The organism is Catellatospora sp. NPDC049133, assembly GCF_040648455.1.
Classification (GTDB): Bacteria; Actinomycetota; Actinomycetes; order Mycobacteriales; family Micromonosporaceae; genus Catellatospora; species Catellatospora aurea.
Map to the genome: position 1 here is coordinate 99,982 of NZ_JBEZDT010000012.1, position 20,167 is coordinate 120,148.

At 73.1% G+C, this 20,167-nt stretch carries 16 protein-coding genes and 1 pseudogene; 13 read left to right on the forward strand and 4 right to left on the reverse strand.

The genetic code is table 11. The features are described 5' to 3' along the window. Position 1: 1 nt before the first annotated feature. The 4 genes from AB0B35_RS16030 to AB0B35_RS16045 form a co-directional block, all read right to left on the reverse strand. Positions 2 to 922 carry a DUF559 domain-containing protein gene (locus AB0B35_RS16030; RefSeq protein WP_361045861.1) on the reverse strand — a complete coding sequence of 307 codons (921 nt, stop codon included), beginning with the start codon at positions 920 to 922 and terminating at the stop codon, positions 2 to 4. Positions 923 to 1,067: 145 nt separating this feature from the next. Next, positions 1,068 to 1,976 (reverse strand): VTT domain-containing protein, encoded by a 909-nt coding sequence (locus AB0B35_RS16035; protein WP_361045670.1) that lies wholly within the window; start codon positions 1,974 to 1,976, stop codon positions 1,068 to 1,070. After that, complete coding sequence (locus tag AB0B35_RS16040; protein WP_360539828.1) at positions 1,973 to 2,686, reverse strand: glutamine amidotransferase; 714 nt, start codon at positions 2,684 to 2,686, stop codon at positions 1,973 to 1,975. The genes AB0B35_RS16035 and AB0B35_RS16040 overlap by 4 nt, the downstream gene beginning before the upstream one ends. Continuing rightward, positions 2,673 to 3,917: a MurT ligase domain-containing protein gene (locus AB0B35_RS16045; RefSeq protein WP_361045863.1), complete on the reverse strand. Its 1,245-nt coding sequence runs from the start codon at positions 3,915 to 3,917 to the stop codon at positions 2,673 to 2,675. Before AB0B35_RS16045 ends, AB0B35_RS16040 begins: the two co-directional genes overlap by 14 nt. A 208-nt stretch (positions 3,918 to 4,125) precedes the next feature. Here AB0B35_RS16045 and AB0B35_RS16050 point away from each other — a divergent pair, with 208 nt between their 5' ends. From AB0B35_RS16050 to AB0B35_RS16110, 13 genes and pseudogenes are all read left to right on the forward strand, one after another. Then, on the forward strand, positions 4,126 to 4,401 hold the full coding sequence (locus AB0B35_RS16050) for a hypothetical protein (protein ID WP_361045672.1): 276 nt from the start codon (positions 4,126 to 4,128) through the stop codon (positions 4,399 to 4,401). A gap of 398 nt (positions 4,402 to 4,799) precedes the next feature. Beyond that, entirely contained in the window at positions 4,800 to 5,231 is a 432-nt protein-coding gene (mraZ, locus tag AB0B35_RS16055) for a division/cell wall cluster transcriptional repressor MraZ (RefSeq protein WP_361045675.1), read from the forward strand. Positions 5,232 to 5,430: 199 nt separating this feature from the next. Beyond that, a complete protein-coding gene (rsmH, locus tag AB0B35_RS16060; RefSeq protein ID WP_361045678.1) occupies positions 5,431 to 6,414 on the forward strand; it encodes a 16S rRNA (cytosine(1402)-N(4))-methyltransferase RsmH in 984 nt (327 codons plus the stop codon). Positions 6,415 to 6,585: 171 nt separating this feature from the next. Beyond that, positions 6,586 to 7,002 carry a hypothetical protein gene (locus AB0B35_RS16065; protein ID WP_361045680.1) on the forward strand — a complete coding sequence of 139 codons (417 nt, stop codon included), beginning with the start codon at positions 6,586 to 6,588 and terminating at the stop codon, positions 7,000 to 7,002. Between the two features lie 151 nt (positions 7,003 to 7,153). After that, positions 7,154 to 9,412: a penicillin-binding transpeptidase domain-containing protein gene (locus AB0B35_RS16070; RefSeq protein WP_361045682.1), complete on the forward strand. Its 2,259-nt coding sequence runs from the start codon at positions 7,154 to 7,156 to the stop codon at positions 9,410 to 9,412. Positions 9,413 to 9,572: 160 nt separating this feature from the next. Continuing rightward, positions 9,573 to 11,036: pseudogene (locus AB0B35_RS16075) on the forward strand (UDP-N-acetylmuramoyl-L-alanyl-D-glutamate--2,6-diaminopimelate ligase); the annotation flags it as partial. 98 nt (positions 11,037 to 11,134) lie between these two features. After that, entirely contained in the window at positions 11,135 to 12,559 is a 1,425-nt protein-coding gene (gene murF, locus AB0B35_RS16080) for a UDP-N-acetylmuramoyl-tripeptide--D-alanyl-D-alanine ligase (protein WP_361045685.1), read from the forward strand. Continuing rightward, positions 12,556 to 13,665, forward strand: a complete 1,110-nt coding sequence (mraY, locus tag AB0B35_RS16085) for a phospho-N-acetylmuramoyl-pentapeptide-transferase (RefSeq protein ID WP_361045687.1) — start codon at positions 12,556 to 12,558, stop codon at positions 13,663 to 13,665. Before murF ends, mraY begins: the two co-directional genes overlap by 4 nt. Before the next feature lie 5 nt (positions 13,666 to 13,670). Continuing rightward, the gene (gene murD, locus AB0B35_RS16090) at positions 13,671 to 15,062 is read left to right on the forward strand and encodes a UDP-N-acetylmuramoyl-L-alanine--D-glutamate ligase (RefSeq protein WP_361045690.1); all 1,392 of its coding nucleotides are present in this window, start codon (positions 13,671 to 13,673) and stop codon (positions 15,060 to 15,062) included. 76 nt (positions 15,063 to 15,138) lie between these two features. Continuing rightward, positions 15,139 to 16,659: a putative peptidoglycan glycosyltransferase FtsW gene (locus AB0B35_RS16095; RefSeq protein WP_361045692.1), complete on the forward strand. Its 1,521-nt coding sequence runs from the start codon at positions 15,139 to 15,141 to the stop codon at positions 16,657 to 16,659. Beyond that, on the forward strand, positions 16,659 to 17,789 hold the full coding sequence (gene murG, locus AB0B35_RS16100; protein WP_361045695.1) for an undecaprenyldiphospho-muramoylpentapeptide beta-N-acetylglucosaminyltransferase: 1,131 nt from the start codon (positions 16,659 to 16,661) through the stop codon (positions 17,787 to 17,789). The genes AB0B35_RS16095 and murG overlap by 1 nt, the downstream gene beginning before the upstream one ends. 26 nt (positions 17,790 to 17,815) lie before the next feature. Then, a complete protein-coding gene (gene murC, locus AB0B35_RS16105) occupies positions 17,816 to 19,285 on the forward strand; it encodes a UDP-N-acetylmuramate--L-alanine ligase (protein ID WP_361045865.1) in 1,470 nt (489 codons plus the stop codon). After that, a complete protein-coding gene (locus tag AB0B35_RS16110) occupies positions 19,285 to 20,094 on the forward strand; it encodes an FtsQ-type POTRA domain-containing protein (protein ID WP_361045698.1) in 810 nt (269 codons plus the stop codon). The genes murC and AB0B35_RS16110 overlap by 1 nt, the downstream gene beginning before the upstream one ends. Positions 20,095 to 20,167: the final 73 nt, after the last annotated feature.

Below are 20,167 nucleotides of genomic sequence, written 5' to 3' on the forward strand. Positions count from 1 at the left end.
ATCAGCCGGGCCAGCCGGCAGCGCGCAGAGCGGCGCGCACCGTTTCGAGTACCTCGTCCGGCTGGTTGCGAACCGCCCAGGCGGGGAAGCGCAGCACCCGCTCGCCGCGCACCCACACCGCGTTCTGCCGCCGCATGTCCGCCCAGTACGCCCGCACGTCGAGATGCTGCGCGCCGTCGATCTCGGCGTGGACACCGTATTGCTCGAACAGCGCGTCCAGGTAGCGCTGCCTGCCGTCACCGTCGCGGCGGCTCACCTGTAGCCGCGGCCGGGGCAGTCCGCCACGCCGGCACACAGCCAGGAACTGGGCCTCCGCCAGCGAGCCGGCTCCGCCAGCCGCATCGTTCACAGCGAGCATGATCACGGGCCGCCGTCGCACCGAACTCAGCCTGGCGAGCACGGCACGCAGGTCGGCGGCGTCGACCAGCCGCTGCTGCACGGCGGCCGCGACGATCGCGCGTGCCTCGTCGTCGGAGCGAGCCCACTGCGCCGCGTCCACCACGGAGCGCGCGGGCATCGTGCACGGCGGGCTGCCGAGGTCGTGCACCTCGGAGGCTTCCAGCCGTCGCGTGCGGTGGATGATGACGTCGTGCGGCGTGTCCCGGTCACGGGTGGCGGACGGCATGAGCAGGTGGATCGCGTGGACGTGGAAGCCGCGTAGGCCGAGCTGGGCGAGCGCGGTGCGGCCCGCGGTGACCGTGCCAGCCGGACCGGCCAGGACGGCGATCCAGCGTCGCTGGTCATCGTCGCCGGGCGTGTCGCGCAGCACGAGCACGCCACGCCGTGGGCGCTGCCATCGGCCGGTGGCCAGACGATGACGGATCGCCTTCTCGCTGAAGTAGGCCAGCGCCTGCGCCCGACTGAGCACGTCGTGCTGCCGAAAGAGCAGGAAGTCGAGATCGGAAGAGTCGTCCCTTGGCATCGCACGCACGCCCGCAGAGCCTAAGCCCATCGAGCAAGATCTGTTTTTGTGGACGCTGACGGCCCCTGTGGGGGCACCCAGCGTCCACAAAAACAGATCTTCACGCTTTAGCAGACCTGAATCGTGGCTTTTGGTAGGAATGCGATCAGGCGGTGGCGGGGCGGGACGTCGTGCGGGACTGGTGGCGCCAGTGCAGGGCGGCGGCGGCGCTGATCAGGATGCCGGTGGCGGCCGGGATGAAGGTCAGCCAGCTCAGCGAGTGCGGCGCGATCGCGGCCGCGCCGATGGTGGCGTAGCTGAACGAGGACGGCAGGCCGCCGAGCGCGGTGCCGAGCAGGTAGTGCCGCAAGCGCACCGAACTGGTCCCGTACGCGTACCCGACCAGGCCGAACGGGGCGATCGGCTGCAGCCGCACCACGATCACGGCGAGCAGGCCGCGCCGGGCCAGCCAGCGGTCGAGCCGGGCCAGCCGGTCACCGGCGTGCGCGGCGACGAAGTCGCGCCCCGCCCAGCGCCCTGCGGCGTAGGTGACGGTCGCGGCCAGCAGCGCCGCGGTGAGCGACCAGGCGGCCCCGCCGACCGCGCCGAACAGCGCGCCACAACCCAACGAGATCGCGGTACGCGGCACCAGCGCGCACAGCAGCACCGCGCAGACCAGCACCGCGACCGCGGGTGCGGCCGGGCCCAGCTGGTCGACCCAGGTGGGCAGCTGCTCCAGCGGCAGTTTCCACGCGGCGAAGCCCGCGCCCGCGACGAGCGCTCCGAGCGCCACCAGCCGCGGCCAGTGCGTCGCCGCCCCGACCTGGCCTGGCCTGACGGTGTCCGCGCCGGCCTGGCTCGGCAGCGCGGCGTCCGCGCCGGCCTGGCCTGGCCTGACGGCGTCCGCGCCGGCCTGGTCCGGCGACGTGGCACCGGTCCCGGTCGGTTCCGGGCTCGCACCGGCCTGAACCGGGTCCACCGAGGCGATGCCGGGTCGGGCCGGTGCGGACGGCGTGGCCGGGGCGGTGCCGGGCTGTGCGGAGGTCGTGGAGGTGACCTCGGGCGAGGCCGTCACACGAGTCCCACGGCGCCGAGGCGCTCGCTGCGCAGGCGGGTGTGCCAGGTGTCGTCGGCCGCGCCGAGGTTCTCCTCGCCGGTGGCCCAGCGCAGCAGCAGGTCGGCCAGGGCCGGGTTGCGCGACAGTGCGGGGCCGTGCGAGTACGTGCCGATGACGGTGCCGGACCACGCACCCTCGGTCGCGCCGTCGTTGCCGATGCCGGCCCGGACCTTGGCCAGCGGCTTGACCCCGGGGCCCAGGTGGGTGCGGCCGCCGTGGTTCTCGAAGCCGGTGAGCATGGGCAGGCCCAGCGCCGGGTCGATGTCGCCGGCCAGCTCGCCGACGGCGCGGGTGGGGCCGCGGTCGGAGTGCAGGTCGAGCAGGCCGAGGCCGTCGCACTTGGCGCCCTTGGCGAAGAAGCTGTGGCCGAGCAGCTGGTATCCGGCGCACACGGCGAAGACCACCGCGCGGCGGTCGACGGCGCGGTGCAGGCCGCGGTCGGCGGCCAGGCGCTGGGCGGCCAGCGCCTGCGGGCCGTCCTCGCCGCCGCCGATGAGGTAGATGTCGCCGTAGGGCAGGGCCTGGTCCGAGCGCACCTCAAGGGTGTCGACGGGGATGCCGCGCAGCTTGGCGCGGTGCGCCAGGATCAGCATGTTGCCGCGGTCGCCGTACGTGGACAGCAGGTCGGGGTAGACCCAGACGATCTGGAGTGCGCTAGACAACTCGATCCAACTCCGCTCGGATGTCCTGGAACGCGGTGTAGTTCGCGATCACTTCGAGGCGGCCGGGCGGCACCGCCGCGACAGCCTCGTCGAATGTCTTCACGTGGGTGAAGGCGACGTCGTTGACCTGCAGCCGGACCGCGAGGTCGTACGCCCGGTCGCCGGTGATGAGGACCTGGCGGCCGCGCAGCGGGGCGAAGTCGACGTCGAACAGCCAGCTCGTGTCGAAGCCGTCGGGGTCCCGCGCGTTGATCGACAGCAGGGTGGGCTGCTGCTCGGCCATGTCGAAGGCCTCCAGCCAGCTGGCCGGGTTCTTGGCCAGCAGCAGGCGGATGTTGCGCCCGTCGCGGTCGACCTGGGCGTAGCGGCCGGCCACGCTGGCGACCTCGCCGAGCTTGGGCGCGGCGTCGGCGGGGGAGACCCCGAACCGGTGCGCCACGGCCAGCGCGGTGGCCGCGTTGCCGACGTTGACCTTGCCGGGGAGCTGCAGCTTGACCTCGTGGCGTACGCCGTCGGGGTCGATCACGCCGGAGTCGTCGACGGTCCACTGCGGGGTGGGGCGGGCCAGGTCGCCGTTGGCGCAGCGCCAGGCGTCGGAGTCGGTCTCGTCGCGCTCGATGTGCGCGCCGCAGGCCGGGCAGACGTGGGCGTCCTCGCGCCAGCGCTGGCCGGCGGAGAACCAGGTGACCCGGCCCTCGCCCGCGGCGGCGTGCGCGGCGGCCGCGTACACGACCATGGGGTCGTCGGCGTTGGCGACGACGTGCACGTCGGGGTGGTCGGTGAGGGCGTCGCGCCACAACTGCGCCATCATCGCCACCTCCTTGGCCCGGTCGAGCTGGTCGCGGGACAGGTTGAGCAGCGCCACGACCAGCGGCGTGGTGGCCCGCAGCACCTGCGCGAGGTAGTGCTCGTCGACCTCCAGCACGGCGTACGGCGTGGCGCCGGCGCGGGCCAGGGCGGAGGTGTGGCCGGTGGGCATGTTCGCGCCGAACGAGTTCGTCGCGACCTCGCCGAGCACGCCGACCGCCGCCGCGGTGAACCGCGTGGTGGTGGTCTTGCCGTTGGTGCCGGAGACCAGGGCTATGCGCCGCCCGGCCGCCAGGTGGGCGAGCAGGTCGGGGTCGATCATCATGCCTAGTCGTCCGCCGATGACCGACCCGTCGCCCCGGCCGGTGGCGCGCGACAGCGCCGCGGCGGTGCGCGAGACCGATGCCGCGAGCGAGGCCCGCAGCGGCAGCTTGTTCTCCGTCACGCGGGAGAGGCTACCTGACTCCGTGACGGCGTCAGGCCTGTGGCGTGAACCACTGCCCGGCTTCCTGTTTTCCCGGCGTATTGCGCGAATCGGGTCCGAAAGGGTAAAACGATACAGCGGCCGTGCGCGAATGCGCACCACGGTGGCGAGCACTTGGCACAGTGGTGGGCCGCACCCCTGGAAGGACATCGCTGTGCTCGAACTCCCCGAGCGGCGCCCCGCCCGACTGCTGCTGGGCCTGGGCGCCGGTATAGCCGCGGTCAGCCTGCTCGGCGCTCCCGCCGCCAAACCCGCCCCGACCACCGCCAAGACCTCCGCCAGCGCGTCGGCCCAGCCCGACGGGGCGGCCCGGCGCGACCAGCGCCGCCCGTCCGGCGAGGACCCGCAGGCCGACGCCGAGACGGCCGCGCCGGACGCCCGTCCCGAGGAGGACGGCGACGACACCGAAGCGGACGACGCCGGCGCGTGAGCCGCGACCCGATCATGACGGCCCTCCACCGATCGACGGCCGTATAACCGAGTAGCACCAAGAGAGAGCTGTCAAGCACCCTCTGTCACCGCGTTGCCACCTCCGGGTGATTACGCGGAGACGGAGGGTGCATTTTTCTGCGCCGACTCCGGGTGTCAAAAAGATGACCTTGGTAACGCGGCGCGCCGCCCTCCACCGCTCGTTTACGGCCATGAGCTGCGCCTATGTGGAGCAAATCGGCACCCGGAAGGCTGAATCCGCATTGACCGTGGAGGGAAGTGGAGTAAAGTGGGGCGCAATGGCGGGCCGGATGGTCCGCCGGCCCCGGGGGCAACGCACGCCGACTCGTCCGCGAAACGAGACGGCGTCGGTGTCGGTGCTGGAGGGGGTGGGGGCCGATGTTCCTGGGCACCCATACTCCCCGGCTCGACGACAAGGGCCGGCTGATCCTGCCCGCTCGGTTCCGTGACGAGCTGGCAGGAGGTGTCGTGATCACGAAAGGGCAGGAACGCTGTCTCTACGTCTTTCCGACGCCGGAGTTCCAGCGCATCGCGGGCCAGTTGGCCGAGGCTCCGATGACGCACAAGGCGGCCCGCGCCTACAGCCGGGTCTTCTTCGCCAGTGCGCACGACGAGATCCCCGACAAGCAGGGCCGGGTCACCATCCCGGGCCACCTGCGGGAGTACGCGGGACTGGACCGTGACCTCGTGGTCATCGGCGCCAGCACCCGGGTCGAGGTCTGGGACCGGCAGGCGTGGGACGCCTACCTCGAGGCGAACGAGGACGAGTTCGCCGACATCGAGGAGGGGGTGCTGCCCGGCGGTCTGTGAGGACGGGGGTCCGGCACGCGTTCATGGCAGGCCGGGCTCGGCAGTCGTACCGCGAGATCTCCACCCGCTCCGGCACCTGGCGTCACTTCCCCGACGCCAGGCGCATCGCTCTCATCCTCGGCCGCGACGAGGGTGGGAACGGGGAAGCGGTTGGGGATCTGGCGGTACGACGAGGCACAGCGAAAACAGGGGGGTCGAGATGGTGGAGCCACGTGGCGTACACGTGCCGGTTCTGCTTGATCGATGCCTGGAGTTGCTGGCCCCCGCCCTGGACCGGCCCGGACGCGCACCCGGCGGCCGCACGGTCTACGTCGACGGCACCACCGGGCTCGGCGGTCACGCCGAAGCCGTGCTGCTCGCGCACCCGGAGACCATCCTCGTCGGGCTCGACCGCGACACCGAGGCGCTGGCGCACTCGGCGCGCCGGCTGGAGCGGTTCGGCGACCGAGTGCACCTGGTGCACGCGGTCTACGACGAACTGCCGCAGGTGCTGCCGAAGCTCGGCCTGGAGCAGGTCGACGGGATCCTGTTCGACCTCGGTGTGTCGTCGCTGCAGCTGGACGAGGCCGACCGCGGCTTCGCGTACGCGCAGGACGCGCCGCTCGACATGCGCATGGACCAGACCACGGGCATCACCGCCCAGGAGATCGTCAACAGCTACTCCCACCCGGACCTGACCCGGATCCTGCGGGTCTACGGGGAGGAGAAGTTCGCGTCCCGGATCGCGGCGGCGATCCTGCGCGAGCGTGCCAAGGCGCCGATCACGTCATCGGCCCTGCTGGCCGAGCTGGTGCGGGACTCGATCCCGGCGCCGGCCCGGCGTACCGGGGGACATCCGGCCAAGCGGACGTTCCAAGCGCTGCGCATCGAGGTCAACGGCGAGCTGTCCACGTGGGAGCGTGCGCTGCCCGCCGCGATCGACGCGCTGGCGCCCGGCGGACGGGTGGTGGTGCTGTCGTACCACTCGCTCGAGGACCGGATCACCAAGCAGGCCTTCGCGGCCCGCGCTCGCAGCACCGGACCGGTGGACCTGCCGGTCGAGCTGCCGGGCACCGGGCCGACCCTGCGCCTGCTGACCAGGGGCGGGGCCGAGATGGCGTCGGAGGCCGAGGTGGCCCGCAACCCGCGGGCCGCGTCGGTGCGCCTGCGGGCCGCGCAACTGATCGACAAACAAGGTCCCTGACCGGGGGCCGACAGGCTGCGAGCAAAGGGGGTAGGGATGAACGTGACACCGCTGCGGGCATCGCGCCGCAGCACAACGCCAGCGCAGGAGGCGTCGCGACCGGGGGGTCGGGCCGCGAACCTGAATGCGAAGGCGAGTGAGGAAGGCCGTTCCGGGGACCGTTACCGGACTGTGGGCAGTGCCGCGCTGGCGGTGCAGCCGGGAGTCGCCACGTCGCCGGAGGCACGGCGACCGCGGCTGCGGCTGGCTCCGCCGATGCCGGTGGCGGCGCCGCGAACGCCGTTCGTGCTGCTCATCGTGCTGGTCGTGGTCGCCGGGGTGCTCGGCATCCTGGTGCTCAACACCAAGATCGCCGAGAGCGGCATCCAGCTGACCGATCTGAAGCGGCAGCAGGCGCAACTCGACCTGCGCGAGCAGCAGATCACCCAGGAGATCACGGAGGCGGAGTCGCCGGGTCGCCTGGAGGCGGCGGCCAAGCGGCTGGGCCTGGTGCCGGCGGGCTCGCCCGCCTTCATCCGGCTCCCCGACGGCAAGATCATCGGAGTGCCGCAACCGGCCACCGGCAAGCCGAGCATCACCAGCCAGTGAACGTCAGGAAGCCGGTGAACGGTTCCCGGCGGCCCGCCGTCCGGGCGGGCCACCGGAACCGGCCACCGGCACAGCGGCACGGCTCCGCGGGAGCCGTGCCGCGTCTGCCTGTGTAGAGGACTGGCTGCGTAGTCGACGGGAGAGGGCGACGATGGCGCGACGCGACACCGACGAGCCGGAGGACCGGGGGCGTTACCGCCGCGGCGGTATCGGCGACGCCCGCGCCTTCACCCCGCGCGGGCGCACCACCCGCGACGGCGGCTCGTCCGCGGGTTCCGAGCCGGATCCGCAGGCCGAGGCCGAGCTCCAGCGCCGCCGGGCCGAGCTGCGCATGGTGCGCGGCGGACGGGCCGAGGAGGGCCGCCCGCCGCAGCGCCTGGGCCGGGTCACGGGTGCCCCGTCGGTCCGCCGCCCGCGCCGCAGCGACGCCGGCGGCGGCGACTTCGGCGGCGGCGACTTCGATGTCGACGAGCCGGGCCGCGAGGCCCCGCGCCGCCGCACGGCCGCCGCGGGCCGGGGCCGTCCCGCGGTCCGCGCCGACCGCGAGTTCATCGGGCGTACGCAGGCCGCCCGCGCCCGCGAGCCGCACCGCGGCGACCGGCGGCACGCCGGACGGGGCCGCCCGCAGGACCGCCGGCAGCGCCCGGTCGCCCCGCCGCCCGACCCGCCGAAGATGGGCGAGCCGCGCCGACGGCTGCGCCTGGCGACCGCCGTGGCGCTGCTGCTGTTCGCCGCGATCGGGGTGCGGCTGGTGCAGTTCCAGCTGGCCGACGCGCCCGCGTTCGCCGCGCAGGGGCTGGAGGACCGGCTCGACAAGATCGTGCTGCCCGCGGCACGCGGCGCCATCTACGACCGGACCGGCGAGGTGCTGGCCAAGAGTGTCGAGGCCCGTTTCGTTGCGGTCGACCCGGAGCTGGTCAAGGACCCCCGGACGACCGCCGCGGTGATCGCGCCGCTGCTGGGCAAGGCCCCGTCGGAGCTGGAACCGCTGCTGCAGAAGGGCAAGCAGGAGGTCAGCGGCGCGCCGATCCGGTTCCGCTGGCTGCTGCGCGGGCTGAGCGTGGAGGACGCCGAGCAGGTGCGGGCGCTCGACCTGGACGGCATCATCGTCAAGCGCGACGAGCGCCGCGACATGCCCGGCGACGACCTCGCGGCGAACCTCATCGGGTTCACCGGCACCGACCTCAACGGCCTGGCCGGCATCGAGGCGCGCTACGACCAGCTGCTGCGGGGGCGCAACGGCGAGCTGCAGTACGAGACGGGCAACGGGGACCTGAACAAGCCCATCCCGGGCGGCTACCGCCGGGAGACCGTGGCGCAGCCGGGCAGCTCGCTGATGCTCACCATCGACCGCGACGTGCAGTGGCAGGCGCAGCACATCCTGTTCGAGAGCATGCAGAAGGTGAAGGCGGTCTGGGGTGCCGCCGTGGTGCTCGACGCCCGCACGGGCGAGGTGGTCGCGCAGGCCACGTACCCGACGTTCAACCCGGCGAACCCGGGCGCGGCCAAGCCGGAGGCGCTGGCCGACAACGCCACCTCGGTGGTGGTCGACCCGGGCTCGGTGCACAAGGCGATCGTGCTGTCGGCGGCCCTGCAGGAGGGTGTGGTCGAGCCCGACTCGACGGTGAAGATCGGTCCCTCGATCAAGAAGGGCGACCAGGTCTACTGGGACACCCACCAGTTCCCCGAGGGCACCAAGATCACGCTGCCGGGCCTGATGGCGTTCTCCTCGAACGTGGCCACCATCAAGATCGCCGACAAACTGGGCGCGGAGAAGCTGTACGAGTACCAGAAGCTGTTCGGGCTCGGCCAGCCCACCGGGATCGGGGTGCCCGGCGAGTCCTCGGGTCAGTTGCAGGCGCCGGCGGACTGGAGCGGCACCTCGCACGGCTCGATCCCGATCGGCCACGAGATGGCGGTGACGCCGCTGCAGATGGCGGCGGCGTACGCGGCGATCGCCAACGACGGCACCTGGGTGCAGCCGCACCTGATCAAGCAGACCATCGCGCCCGACGGCAAGGTGACCGAACCCGCGCCGCCGAAGTCGCACCGGGTCATCAGCGCCGAGAACGCCGCCGCGCTACGCGAGATCATGGAGGCGGTGACCACCGTCGACCAGGCCACGGGCCGCTCGGCGGCACTGGCCGGATACCGCATCTCCGGCAAGACCGGCACCGGCTCGCAGGTCCTCAACGGCAAGTACGTCAAGGGCGAGGTCGGCTCGTTCATCGGCATGGCCCCGGCGGAGAACCCGCGCTACGTGGTCGCCGTGTTCGTCAAGACGCCGGGCGTCGGCGCGGGCGGCAAGGTGGCGGGCCCGGCGTTCCGCGACATCATGGCGTACACGCTGCGGCACTTCAAGGTGCTCCCGAGCACGGTCAAGTCGCCCAGTTTCGTGACGCATTACTGATCCATGTCACTAGAAGTCAGACACAGCGGGCACAGGTGTGCGATGGGTCATGGGCCAGCGGGTAAGGTCTGACGCCGTGCCCGGGAAACTCAGCTCCACCACCGCACCGCTGCGGCCGGCCCACGTGGCGCCGGTCAGCCTCGCCACGCTCGCGAGCCTCGTGGAGGCGGCCCCGGCCGGCGACGCGGTGGCCCTGGCCGGGGTCGAGGTGACCGGTGTCACCCACGCCGGCGACCAGGTGCGGCCCGGGGACCTGTTCGCGGCGCTGACCGGCTCCCGCCGGCACGGCGCCGAGTTCGCGCCCCAGGCGCTCGCCGCCGGTGCGGTCGCGGTGCTGACCGACGCCGCCGGAGCGGCCCACCCGGCGCTGGCGCCCGTGCTCGCGGCCGGAGTGCCGGTGCTCGTCGTCGCGGACGCCCGCGAGGCCCTGGGGCCGGTCGCCGACGCCGTCTACGGCTCGCCCAGCGCCGCGCTGACCGTCATCGGGCTGACCGGCACCGCGGGCAAGACCAGCACCGCCTACCTCGTGGAGGCCGGGCTGCGCGCGGCCGGGCACGTCACCGGCCTGATCGGCACCGTGGAGAGCCGCCTGGGCGACCTCACCGTGCAGAGCGTGCGCACCACCCCCGAGGCGTCCGAGCTGCACGCCCTGTTCGCGGTGGCCCGGGAGAACGGCGTCACCGCGGTGGTGATGGAGGTGTCCAGCCACGCGCTGAAGCTGGGCCGCGTCGGCGGGGTGCGCTTCGCGGTCGGCGGCTACACCAACTTCGGCTCGGACCACCTGGACTTCCATCCCGACTCCGAGGACTACTTCCAGTCGAAGGCACGGCTGTTCGACGGCCGCTGCCGTGCCGAGGTGCTCAACTTCGACGACGCGGCGCTGCTGCCGCTGCGCCGCACGGACACGATCACGTACTCCGCCCTCGGCGACCCGGCCGCCACCTGGCGCGCCGCCGACGTCGTCGAGCAGGGCTTCGGCCAGCACTTCACCGCGATCGGCCCGGCCGGGCCGGTGCCCGCGGCGGTGCGGCTGCCCGGCCGCCACAACGTGGCCAACGCGCTGCTCGCGCTGGCCTGCCTGACCGCGGTCGGGGTCGACCCGCGCACCGCCGCGGCCGGCGTCGCGGCCTGCCCGGGCGTGCCCGGCCGGCTGGAGCAGGTCGACGCGCCCGGCCCGGTGGTCGGCGTGGTCGACTACGCCCACAAGGTCGGCGCGATCGAGGCGGCGCTGCTGGCGCTGCGCTCGCTGGCCGACGTCCGCGGCGGCCGGCTGATCTGCGTGCTGGGCGCGGGCGGCGACCGGGACACCGGCAAGCGCCCGCTCATGGGCGCGGCCGGGGCGCAGGGCTCCGACCTGCTCATCGTCACCGACGACAACCCGCGCACCGAGGACCCCGCGACGGTCCGGCAGGGCGTGCTCGCGGGCACCGCGGGTTACGCGGCCGAGGTCGTCGAGATCGGCGGCCGCCGGGCCGCCATCGCCGAGGCCGTGGAGCGGGCCAAGGACGGCGACGTGATCGCGCTGCTCGGCAAGGGCCACGAGACCGGCCAGGAGATCCAGGGTAAGGTCCTGCCCTTCGACGACCGGATCGAGCTGGCGGCCGCGCTGACCGCGCGCTTCGGCTCCGAGACCGCCGCCGCGCCGACCGGCGACGCCGCCGGACAGGCCGTGGCGGCCGAGCAGCACCCGGCCGACCGGGCCGCCGAGCAGGAGGAGGGCCGATGATCCCGCTGACCCTGGCCGAGATCGCCGCCGCGGTCGACGGCACGCTGCACGGCGGCGACCCGTTGGCGCGGGTGACCGGCTCGGTGGAGTTCGACTCGCGAAAGATCGGAACCGGCGGCCTGTTCGTCGCGTTCGCGGGGGAGAAGGCCGACGGCCACGACTTCGCCCCGGCCGCCGCGGCCGCCGGCGCGGTGGCGGTGCTCGGCACGCGCCCGGTGCCCGAGCTGCCGACGGTCGTGGTCACCGACCCGCTGGCCGCGATGGCCAGGCTGGCCCGCGCCGTGCTGGACCGCCTCGACACCACCGTCGTGGCGATCACCGGCTCGTCGGGCAAGACCACCACCAAGGACCTCATCGGTGGCCTGCTGAGCGGGCTCGGCCCGACCGTGGCGCCGCCGGGCACGTTCAACAACGAGCTGGGGCTGCCGTACACCGCTCTGAAGGCCGGCGCCGACACCCGCTTCCTGGTGCTGGAGATGGGCGCGCGCGGCATCGGGCACATCAAGGACCTCTGCGAGATCGCCCCGCCGAGCATCGGCGTGGTGGTCAACGTCGGGGTGGCGCACATCGGCGAGTTCGGCTCGGTCGAGGGCATCGCCCTGGCCAAGTCCGAGATCGTGCAGGCGCTGCCCGCGGACGGGCTGGCCGTGCTCAACGGCGACGACCCCCGGGTGGCCGCGATGGCGGGCGTCACCGCCGCGCCGTCGGTGCTGGTGGGCCAGGCCGAGAACGCGGACCTGCGGGCCGTGGACGTGGTGCTGGACGAGCGCGGGCGTCCCTCGTACACCGTGGTGCGAGGTGGCGAGTCCGCGCGGGTGGAACTGGGTCTGACAGGCGCGCACCAGGTGGGCAACACGCTGCTGGCGGCGGCCGTGGCGCTGCGCTGCGGTCTGCCGTGGGCCGAACTGCCCGCGGCGCTGGCCCGGTTGCGCGCCGTCTCGACCCGAAGGATGGATGTTTTCGACCGTGCCGACGGTGTCACGGTCATCGACGACTCGTACAACGCGAATCCGGCCTCGACGGCGGCGGCGCTGCGCGCGCTGCACACCCTGGGTGGCGCAGGTCAGGCGGGGCGGCGCACCGTGGCGGTGCTCGGCTACCACGCCGAGCTGGGTCCGGCGGAGCGCGACGGCCACGCGGAGGTGGGAGCGCTGGCGGCTACGCTCGGCGTCGGCCTGCTGATCGTGGTGGGCGAGTCAGCCGCGCCGATCCTCGACGGCGCGGCCTCGGTGCGGCATTGGGAAGGTGAGTCGGTGCTGGTCAGCGATCAGTCCGCGGCGATCGGCGTGCTGCGGGAGCGGCTGCGGTCCGCAGACGTCGTACTGGTGAAGGGTTCGCGATACCGAACCTGGGACGTGGTGGACGCACTGCGCGAGACGCGCGCCCTGGCGGGCGCGAGTGACGGAGACGGCCACCGATGAGATCCATCATCGTCGCGATCCTGGTGGCGTTCGCGGTATCCCTCTTCGGCACCCCCATTGCCATCAAAGCCTTCACCCGGCTCAAGGCGGGCCAGCCCATCCGCACCGACGGACCGCAGGCCCACCTGGGTAAGAAGGGCACGCCCACGATGGGCGGCGTGGTGTTCATCTTCGCCACGGTCATCGCCTACGTGGTGGCTCACCTGAGCCTGACCACCCTGCCCGAGAAGCAGATCGCCCAGATCACGCCGACCATCACCGCCCTGGTGCTGCTGGGCCTGTTCGTGTTCTCCGGCGCGGTCGGCTTCATCGACGACTTCCTGAAGGTGCGCCGGCGCAACAGCGGCGGCCTGAACAAGCGCGGCAAGCTGCTCGGCCAGCTGCTGGTCGGCGCGGCGTTCGGCATCATCGCGCTGAGCGACCCCGGCTCGAACACCGAGACGGTGGGCTCGACGAAGATCTCGTTCATCCGCGACATCGACTGGCTGGACATCGGCAAGGTCGGCGCGATCATCCTGTTCGTGGTGGTGGTGCTCGGCGCCACCAACGGCGTTAACCTGACCGACGGCCTGGACGGCCTGGCCACCGGCACCTCGGTGATGGTGCTCGGGGCGTACAGCTTCATCGCGGCCTGGCAGTACCAGCACTGGTGCGCCGACACCTCGGGCTACGCCGCCAACGCCAACAACTACTGCTACTCGGTACGCGACCCGCTGGAAGTGGCGATGATCGCCGCCGCGGCGGCCGGCGCTCTCGTCGGCTTCCTGTGGTGGAACACCTCGCCCGCCCGCATCTTCATGGGCGACACCGGCGCGCTCGCGCTGGGCGGCCTCATCGCGGGTCTGGCCATGTCGACGCGCACCCTGCTGCTGCTGCTCATCATCGGCGGCCTGTTCGTGATCATCACGATGTCGGTGGTGATCCAGGTGATCTCCTTCCGGACCACCGGAAAACGTGTCTTCCGCATGTCGCCGCTGCAGCACCACTTCGAGTTGGCAGGCTGGAGCGAGGTCAACATCGTCGTCCGGTTCTGGATCGTCGGCGGCATCGGCGTGGCGATCGGCCTGGGCATCTTCTACAGCGACTTCCTGCGCGTGATGGGGTGACATCGATGTACGAGGGCCGTTCGGTGCTGGTGGCCGGGGCGCGGGTGGCGGGAGCCGCCTGCGCCACCGCCCTGGCGGGCCTCGGCGCCAAGGTGACCGTCGTCGACCGGGCCGCCTCCGCGGAGACCGAGCGGCTCGCGGGCCTGGGCGTGTCCGTGGTGATCGGCGAGCCCGACCCCGGGCAGCTGCTGTCCGGGGTCGACGACCTGGTCGTCTCCCCGGGCTTCCCACCGCACCACCCGCTCGCCCTGGCCGCCGCGGCGGCGGGCATCGAGGTGTACAGCGAGCCGGAGCTGGCCTGGCGCCTGCGCAAGCCGGACGGGCCGCGCTGGCTGGCGGTCACCGGCACCAACGGCAAGACCACCACGGTCACCATGCTCGCCGCGATCCTGAAGGCGGCGGGCCTGCGCACGGCGGCGCTGGGCAACATCGGCACCCCGCTGGTCGACGCCCAGGCCGGCGGCCCGACCGGATACGAGGTGCTGGCCGTCGAGCTGTCCAGCTTCCAGCTGCACTGGTCCTCGACGCTGGCCCCGCACGGCGGGGCGATGCTCAACCTCGCCGACGACCACCTGGACTGGCACGGCGGCTTCGACCACTACGCGGGGGCCAAGACCGCCGTGTGGCGCTCGGCGGCCACCGGGGGCACGGCAGTCGGCAACCTCGACGATCCGCGCGTCAGGGCGTTGCTGGAGGGGCTGCACGCGGCCCGGGTGACCGGCCCGCTGGTCGGGTTCACCCTCGACGTGCCGCCGCCCGGCTGTGTCGGCGTGGTCGAGGACGTGCTCGTGGACCGCACCGGCGACGGTGACGCCCACGAGCTTGCCACCCTGGCCGACATCCACCCGGTCGGCGCGCACAACGTCGCCAACGCCCTGGCCGCCGCCGCGCTGGCGCTGTCGGTGGGCGTGCCGCACGAGGCGATCCGGCGCGGGCTGGCCGGCTACGTGCCCGAGCCGCACCGCAACGCGAAGGTCGCCGAGGTCGGCGGCGTGACCTGGGTGGACGACAGCAAGGCGACCAACCCGCACGCCGCCCAGGCGTCGCTGACCTCGTACGAGCGGATCGTGTGGGTGGCCGGCGGGCAGCTCAAGGGCGTCGACATCGACGAGCTCACGGCGCGGATCGCGCCCCGGCTGGCCGGGGCGGTGCTGCTCGGCGTGGACCGGGCCGAGATCGCCGCGGCGCTGGCGCGACACGCGCCGCACCTGCCCGTGGTGGACGTCGCCCGCACGGATGATGGGGCGATGGCGGAGGTCGTGCGGGCGGCCGCCCGGCTGGCCGAGCCGGGCGACACCGTGCTGCTCGCCCCCGCCGCCGCGTCCCTGGACATGTTCCCCAGCTACGCCCGCCGCGGCGACGCGTTCGCCGAGGCGGTCCGCGCCCTGGCCGGCTGACGCCGCCGGCGGGCGCGCCGGTCACGCACAACAGAACAGCACCCCGTCCGCAGCGGCCGAGATCGGAGTCCTCTCGATGACCGGTGACGCCCGTACGGCAGCCCCGCCCGCCGAGGCGGGCACGCCGGCTCCCCGCGCGCTGCGGGTGGACCTGTTCACCTGGCTCGCCGCCCTGCGCGGGCTGCTGTCCCGCCCGCTGGCCTCCTACTACCTGCTCCTGGCCAGCGCCGGCCTGCTCCTGGTGATCGGCCTGGCGATGGTGTACTCGGCGACCAGCGTCGCGGCGTACAGCGCCAGCGGCAACGCGTTCGCGGTCATCGCGCAGCAGGTCATCGCCGCGGTGGTGGGCCTGGCCGCGTTCTGGGTCTGCCAGCGCCTGCCGCGGCGCACTTTCCGGGCCATGGCCCCGGTGGCGCTGACCTTGTCGATCGTGCTGTTGGTCCTGATGGACGGCATCGCGCTGCTGCACGCCTCGAAGGTGCTGCCCAAGCCCCAAATCGGCTTCATCCACTCCGAGACGCTGTGGCTCTACCTCGGGCCGGTCCAGCTCCAGCCGTCGGAGCTGGCGAAGTTCGCGCTGGTGCTGTGGGGCGCGGACGTGCTGACCCGCAAGGGCAACTCGATCGTGCGGCTGAAGGAGCTGTTCTCGCCACTGTTCCCGCTGGTGGGCCTGCTGTTCGTGCTGGTCGGGTACACCGACCTGGGCACCATGCTGTGCCTGCTGATCCTGTTCGTCGGCCTGCTCTGGGCGGCCGGCACGCCGATGCGCTACTTCGGCATGCTGATCGGCACCGGCCTGGCCGGCATCGCGCTGCTGATCGTCGCGCCCGGCCTGGGCGGCTACCGGTCGGACCGGTTCGGCGCGTTCTTCCAGACCGACGCGGAGATCATCAGCTGCACCGCCAACGACGACACCTGCTACCAGTCCAAGCAGGGCCTGCTGGCCATCTCCGACGGCGGCTGGTTCGGGGTGGGGCTGGGCAAGAGCAGCCTGAAGTGGAACTGGCTGCCCAGCGCGCACAACGACTTCATCTTCGCGGTCATCGCCGAGGAGCTCGGCGTGGTCGGCTGCCTGGTGGTGCTGTCGCTGTTCGCCGTGCTGACCTTCACCGGGCTGCGCATCGCCCGGCGGGTCAACGACCCGTTCCGCCGGATGGCGGCCTGCGCGGTGACGCTGTGGCTGGTGGCGCAGGCGGTCATCAACATCGGCGGGGTGGTCAAGCTGCTGCCGATCACCGGCCTGCCGCTGCCGTTCATCTCCGACGGCGGCACGGCCCTGGTGGTGACCCTGGCGGCGGTCGGCATGCTGGCGTCGTTCGCCCGCGCGGAGCCGGACGCGGCGCGAGCCCTGCATGCCCGTCCGGCCCCGAAGTGGGCCCAGCTAGTGTGGGCCCCGTTGCCACCCCTGCCGTCGCCGGCGCGACCCGCCGACGCGGCGGCCGCCGCGACCGCGGCGACGGGGGTGGCCAAGGCGCGCGAGCCGCAGGCGAAGGAGCCGGCGTCGCGCGCGGGTGGGGAGTCCCCGGGGGACCGCCGTTCGGGCGGCGCGCCGGGACGAACCACCAAGGCAGGTGGCCCGGGTGAGAGGAGACGGTGATGGTGTCAGGTGACGGCCGGTTGCGGTCGGTGGTGCTGGCCGGTGGTGGCACCGGCGGGCACATCTATCCGCTGCTGGCGTTCGCGGACTGTCTGCGCCGCCACGACCCGGACCTGCGCATCACGTGCCTGGGCACGCCGCGCGGCATGGAGACGGAACTGATCCCGGCGGCCGGTTACGACCTGCGGCACATCCCGGCGTACCAGCTGCCCCGCTCGGTGAACATGAACCTGCTGCGCACGCCGGACCGGATGTTCCGGTCCACCAAGGCGGCGCGCGCGGTCCTGGACGAGGTCGAGGCGGACGCGGTGGTCGGCTTCGGCGGTTACGTCAGCGTGCCTGCCTACCTGGCGGCGTGGCGGCGGCACACGCCGATCGTGATCCACGAGGTGAACGTGCCGGCCGGTGTCGCCAACAAGATGGGCATGCGCTTCACCGACCACCTGGCGGTGGGCTTCCCGCACCAGCCGCGCCAGGACGAGTCGCTGCGCGGCGCGACCGTGGTCGGCGTGCCGCTGCGCCAGTCCATCGCCACGCTGGACCGGGTGGCGCTGCGCGAGCGGGCCCGCGCCCACTTCGGGCTGGACCCGCACCGGCCGACGCTGTTCGTCTTCGGCGCGTCGCAGGGAGCCCGCTCGATCAACCTGGCCGTGGCCGCCTCGGCGAAGGCGCTGACGTCGGCGGGCGTGCAGGTGCTGCACGTGATCGGGGCCCGCAACGAGGACTTCGACGTGCCGAGCGACCTGGACGCGCCGTACGTGCGGGTCAAGTTCATCAACGAGATGGAGCTGGGCTACGCCGCCGCCGACCTGGCGCTGTGCCGCGGTGGTGCGATGACCTGCGCGGAGACCGCCGCGCTCGGGGTGCCCGCGATCTACGTCCCGCTGCCGTACGGCAACGGCGAGCAGCGGCGCAACGCGCTCCCGGTCGTTGAGGCTGGTGGTGGACTTATCGTGGACGACGGCGAGCTGACCCCGCAGTGGATCGAGCAGAACGTGCTGCCGCTGGTGACGGATCAGGCGCGGCTGGCCACGATGGGCTACGCGGCCGCGGCGTACGGCCGGCGGGACGGCGACGAGCAGCTGCGCTCGTTCCTGCTGAACGCGCTGGCGTCGGCGAAGCGAAACTAGGGAGGCGTGCAGTGGAGACGGCGGAGATGATCCCGGCTGGTGTGCTCACCGCGGAGGACCTGGGCCGGGTGCACATGATCGGGGTCGGCGGGGTCGGCATGAGCGGCCTGGCCCGCCTGCTGCTGACCCGCGGCGTGCCGCTGTCCGGTTCGGAGCTGCGGGAGTGGCCCGCGCTGGCCGCGCTGCGGGCCCTGGGCGGCACCATCTACATGAGCCACGACGTGTCGAACCTGGACGGCGTCGACACGGTCATCTACTCGACCGCGATCCCGGCCGACCACGTGGAGCTGGCCGAGGCGCGCAGGCGCGGGCTGCGGGTGCTGCACCGCTCGGAGGCGCTGGCGGCGTCGATGACCGGGCGGCGCACCATCGCGGTGGCCGGCACGCACGGCAAGACCACCACCACCTCGATGATCACCCTGATCATGCAGCAGGCGGGGCTGGCCCCGTCCTTCGTGATCGGCGGGGAGATCTCCGAGGTCGGCTCGAACGCCCACCACGGCACCGGGGAGTTCTTCGTCGCCGAGGCGGACGAGAGCGACCGGTCGTTCCTGCTGTACCGGCCGCACGTGTCGATCATCACGAACGTGGAGGAGGACCACCTCAACACGTACGGCACGCTGGCCAACCTGGAGGACGCGTTCGTCGAGTTCGGCACCCTGGTCGAGCCGGACGGCTTCGTGGTCACCTGTGCCGACGACCCGGGCGCGATGCGGGTCACCGCGCGGCTGCGCGAGCTGGGCCGCACGGTGTACACGTACGGCGAGTCGCCCGAGGCGGACCTGCGGCTGACCGACATCACCACGACCGCCGCGGGCGTGCGCTACCTGGCCTCGCTGAACGGGCAGGAGCTGGGCGAGTTCTCCATGCCGGTGCCGGGCCGGCACCTGGGCCTGAACAGCGCCTCGGCCGTGCTCACCGCGCTCAAGCTCGGCGTCGACCCCGAGGTGGTGGCGGCCGGGCTGGCCGCGCACCCGGGCGTGCGGCGGCGCTTCGAGCTCAAGGGCATCGTGGGCGGCGTGCGGGTGTACGACGAGTACGCCTACCACCCGACCTCGATGACCGCCGCCCTGCACACCCTGCGCGAGGTCGCCGGCGACGGACGCCTCGTCGTGGTGTTCCAGCCCTACCGCATGTACCGCACGCGGGACCTGCAGGAGGAGATGGCCGCCGCGCTGGCGCTGGCCGACGAGGCCGTGATCATGGAGGTGTTCGGCCCCGGCGAGGTGCGCGAGCCGGGCGAGGGCGGGGTCGCGCTGACCGCGGCCGTGCCGCTGCCGCCCGAGCAGAAGATCTTCGTGCCGTCCTGGGAGGACGTGCCGGGCGAGGTGGTCCGCCGGGTCCGCGAGGGCGACGTGGTGGTGACCATGGGCGCCCCGCCGATCTCGCTGATGGGCGACGAACTCATGGCCGCCCTGGCCGGGCGCGCCGAGCCCGTCTCCCCGAACGGGTACGTCGCCCGCCACGCCTCGCCGGACGCCCGAGAGTCGGCCTGATGCCGGAAGGCCCCGACGACGGATCGCGGCGGCGCTGGCGGCTCGTGCGGGCCGGCACCGACGCCGTCCCGCCGTGGGTCCGGCAGTTCATGCGGCGTACCCGGATCCCGCTCTCGCGGGCGGGCCGGGTGCGCCGCAACCGGCGGATCGTGGCCCGGCTGGGCCTGGCGACGGGCACGCTGCTGGTGCTCGGCGCGCTGGGCTGGCTGATCTTCGTCTCGCCGGTGCTCGGGGTGCGCGAGGTCTACGTGCAGGGCGCGCTCATCCTGGAGCCCGACCAGGTGCGCGCCGCCGCGGCGGTGCCCGACGGCACCCCGCTGGCCCGGGTGGACACCGACGCGGTGCGCGCCCGGGTGGCGGCGCTGGCCCCGGCCCGCGAGGTCACCGTGTCCCGCAGTTGGCCGTCCACTCTGGTCATCGAGGTGGTCGAGCGCACACCGGTCGGCGCGGTGCCCAACGGAAAGAAGTACGATCTTTTCGATGATCATGGTGTGATCTACCGTACGGTCTCCGGCGTCCCGTCCGGCGTCGTGCGGGTGCAGTTGGCCACGCCCGGCCCACAGGACGTCTCCACCCAGTCCGCGCTCGCGGTGCTGCGGTCGCTGACCAAGCGGCTGCGGTCCGAACTGGTCACCCTGGTCGTCGAGGGCCCGGCGCGGATCAGGCTGGAGATGTCCGGAGACCGGGTCGTGACCTGGGGCGACGCGGAGAACAGCGACGACAAGGCGAAGGCGGCGGACGCCCTGCTGGCCAAGCCGGACAAGCGCATCGACGTCAGCGGCGTGCCGGAGGTCGTGACCCTCGGCTGAGCCCCTCGGCGGCCGTCACGGCGGCGACGTGCGCGAGGTCTCCATAGTGGAAGGCGAGACACGCCGCAGTGGT

Bases quoted from the DNA above. Each gene is read 5' to 3' on its own strand.
- AB0B35_RS16030 (WP_361045861.1), bottom strand. From the start codon at position 922: ATGCCAAGGGACGACTCTTCCGATCTCGACTTCCTGCTCTTTCGGCAG.
- mraZ (WP_361045675.1), top strand. From the start codon at position 4,800: ATGTTCCTGGGCACCCATACTCCCCGGCTCGACGACAAGGGCCGGCTG.
- rsmH (WP_361045678.1), top strand. From the start codon at position 5,431: ATGGTGGAGCCACGTGGCGTACACGTGCCGGTTCTGCTTGATCGATGC.
- AB0B35_RS16070 (WP_361045682.1), top strand. From the start codon at position 7,154: ATGGCGCGACGCGACACCGACGAGCCGGAGGACCGGGGGCGTTACCGC.
- murF (WP_361045685.1), top strand. From the start codon at position 11,135: ATGATCCCGCTGACCCTGGCCGAGATCGCCGCCGCGGTCGACGGCACG.
- mraY (WP_361045687.1), top strand. From the start codon at position 12,556: ATGAGATCCATCATCGTCGCGATCCTGGTGGCGTTCGCGGTATCCCTC.
- murD (WP_361045690.1), top strand. From the start codon at position 13,671: ATGTACGAGGGCCGTTCGGTGCTGGTGGCCGGGGCGCGGGTGGCGGGA.
- AB0B35_RS16095 (WP_361045692.1), top strand. From the start codon at position 15,139: ATGACCGGTGACGCCCGTACGGCAGCCCCGCCCGCCGAGGCGGGCACG.
- murG (WP_361045695.1), top strand. From the start codon at position 16,659: ATGGTGTCAGGTGACGGCCGGTTGCGGTCGGTGGTGCTGGCCGGTGGT.
- murC (WP_361045865.1), top strand. From the start codon at position 17,816: ATGATCCCGGCTGGTGTGCTCACCGCGGAGGACCTGGGCCGGGTGCAC.
- AB0B35_RS16110 (WP_361045698.1), top strand. From the start codon at position 19,285: ATGCCGGAAGGCCCCGACGACGGATCGCGGCGGCGCTGGCGGCTCGTG.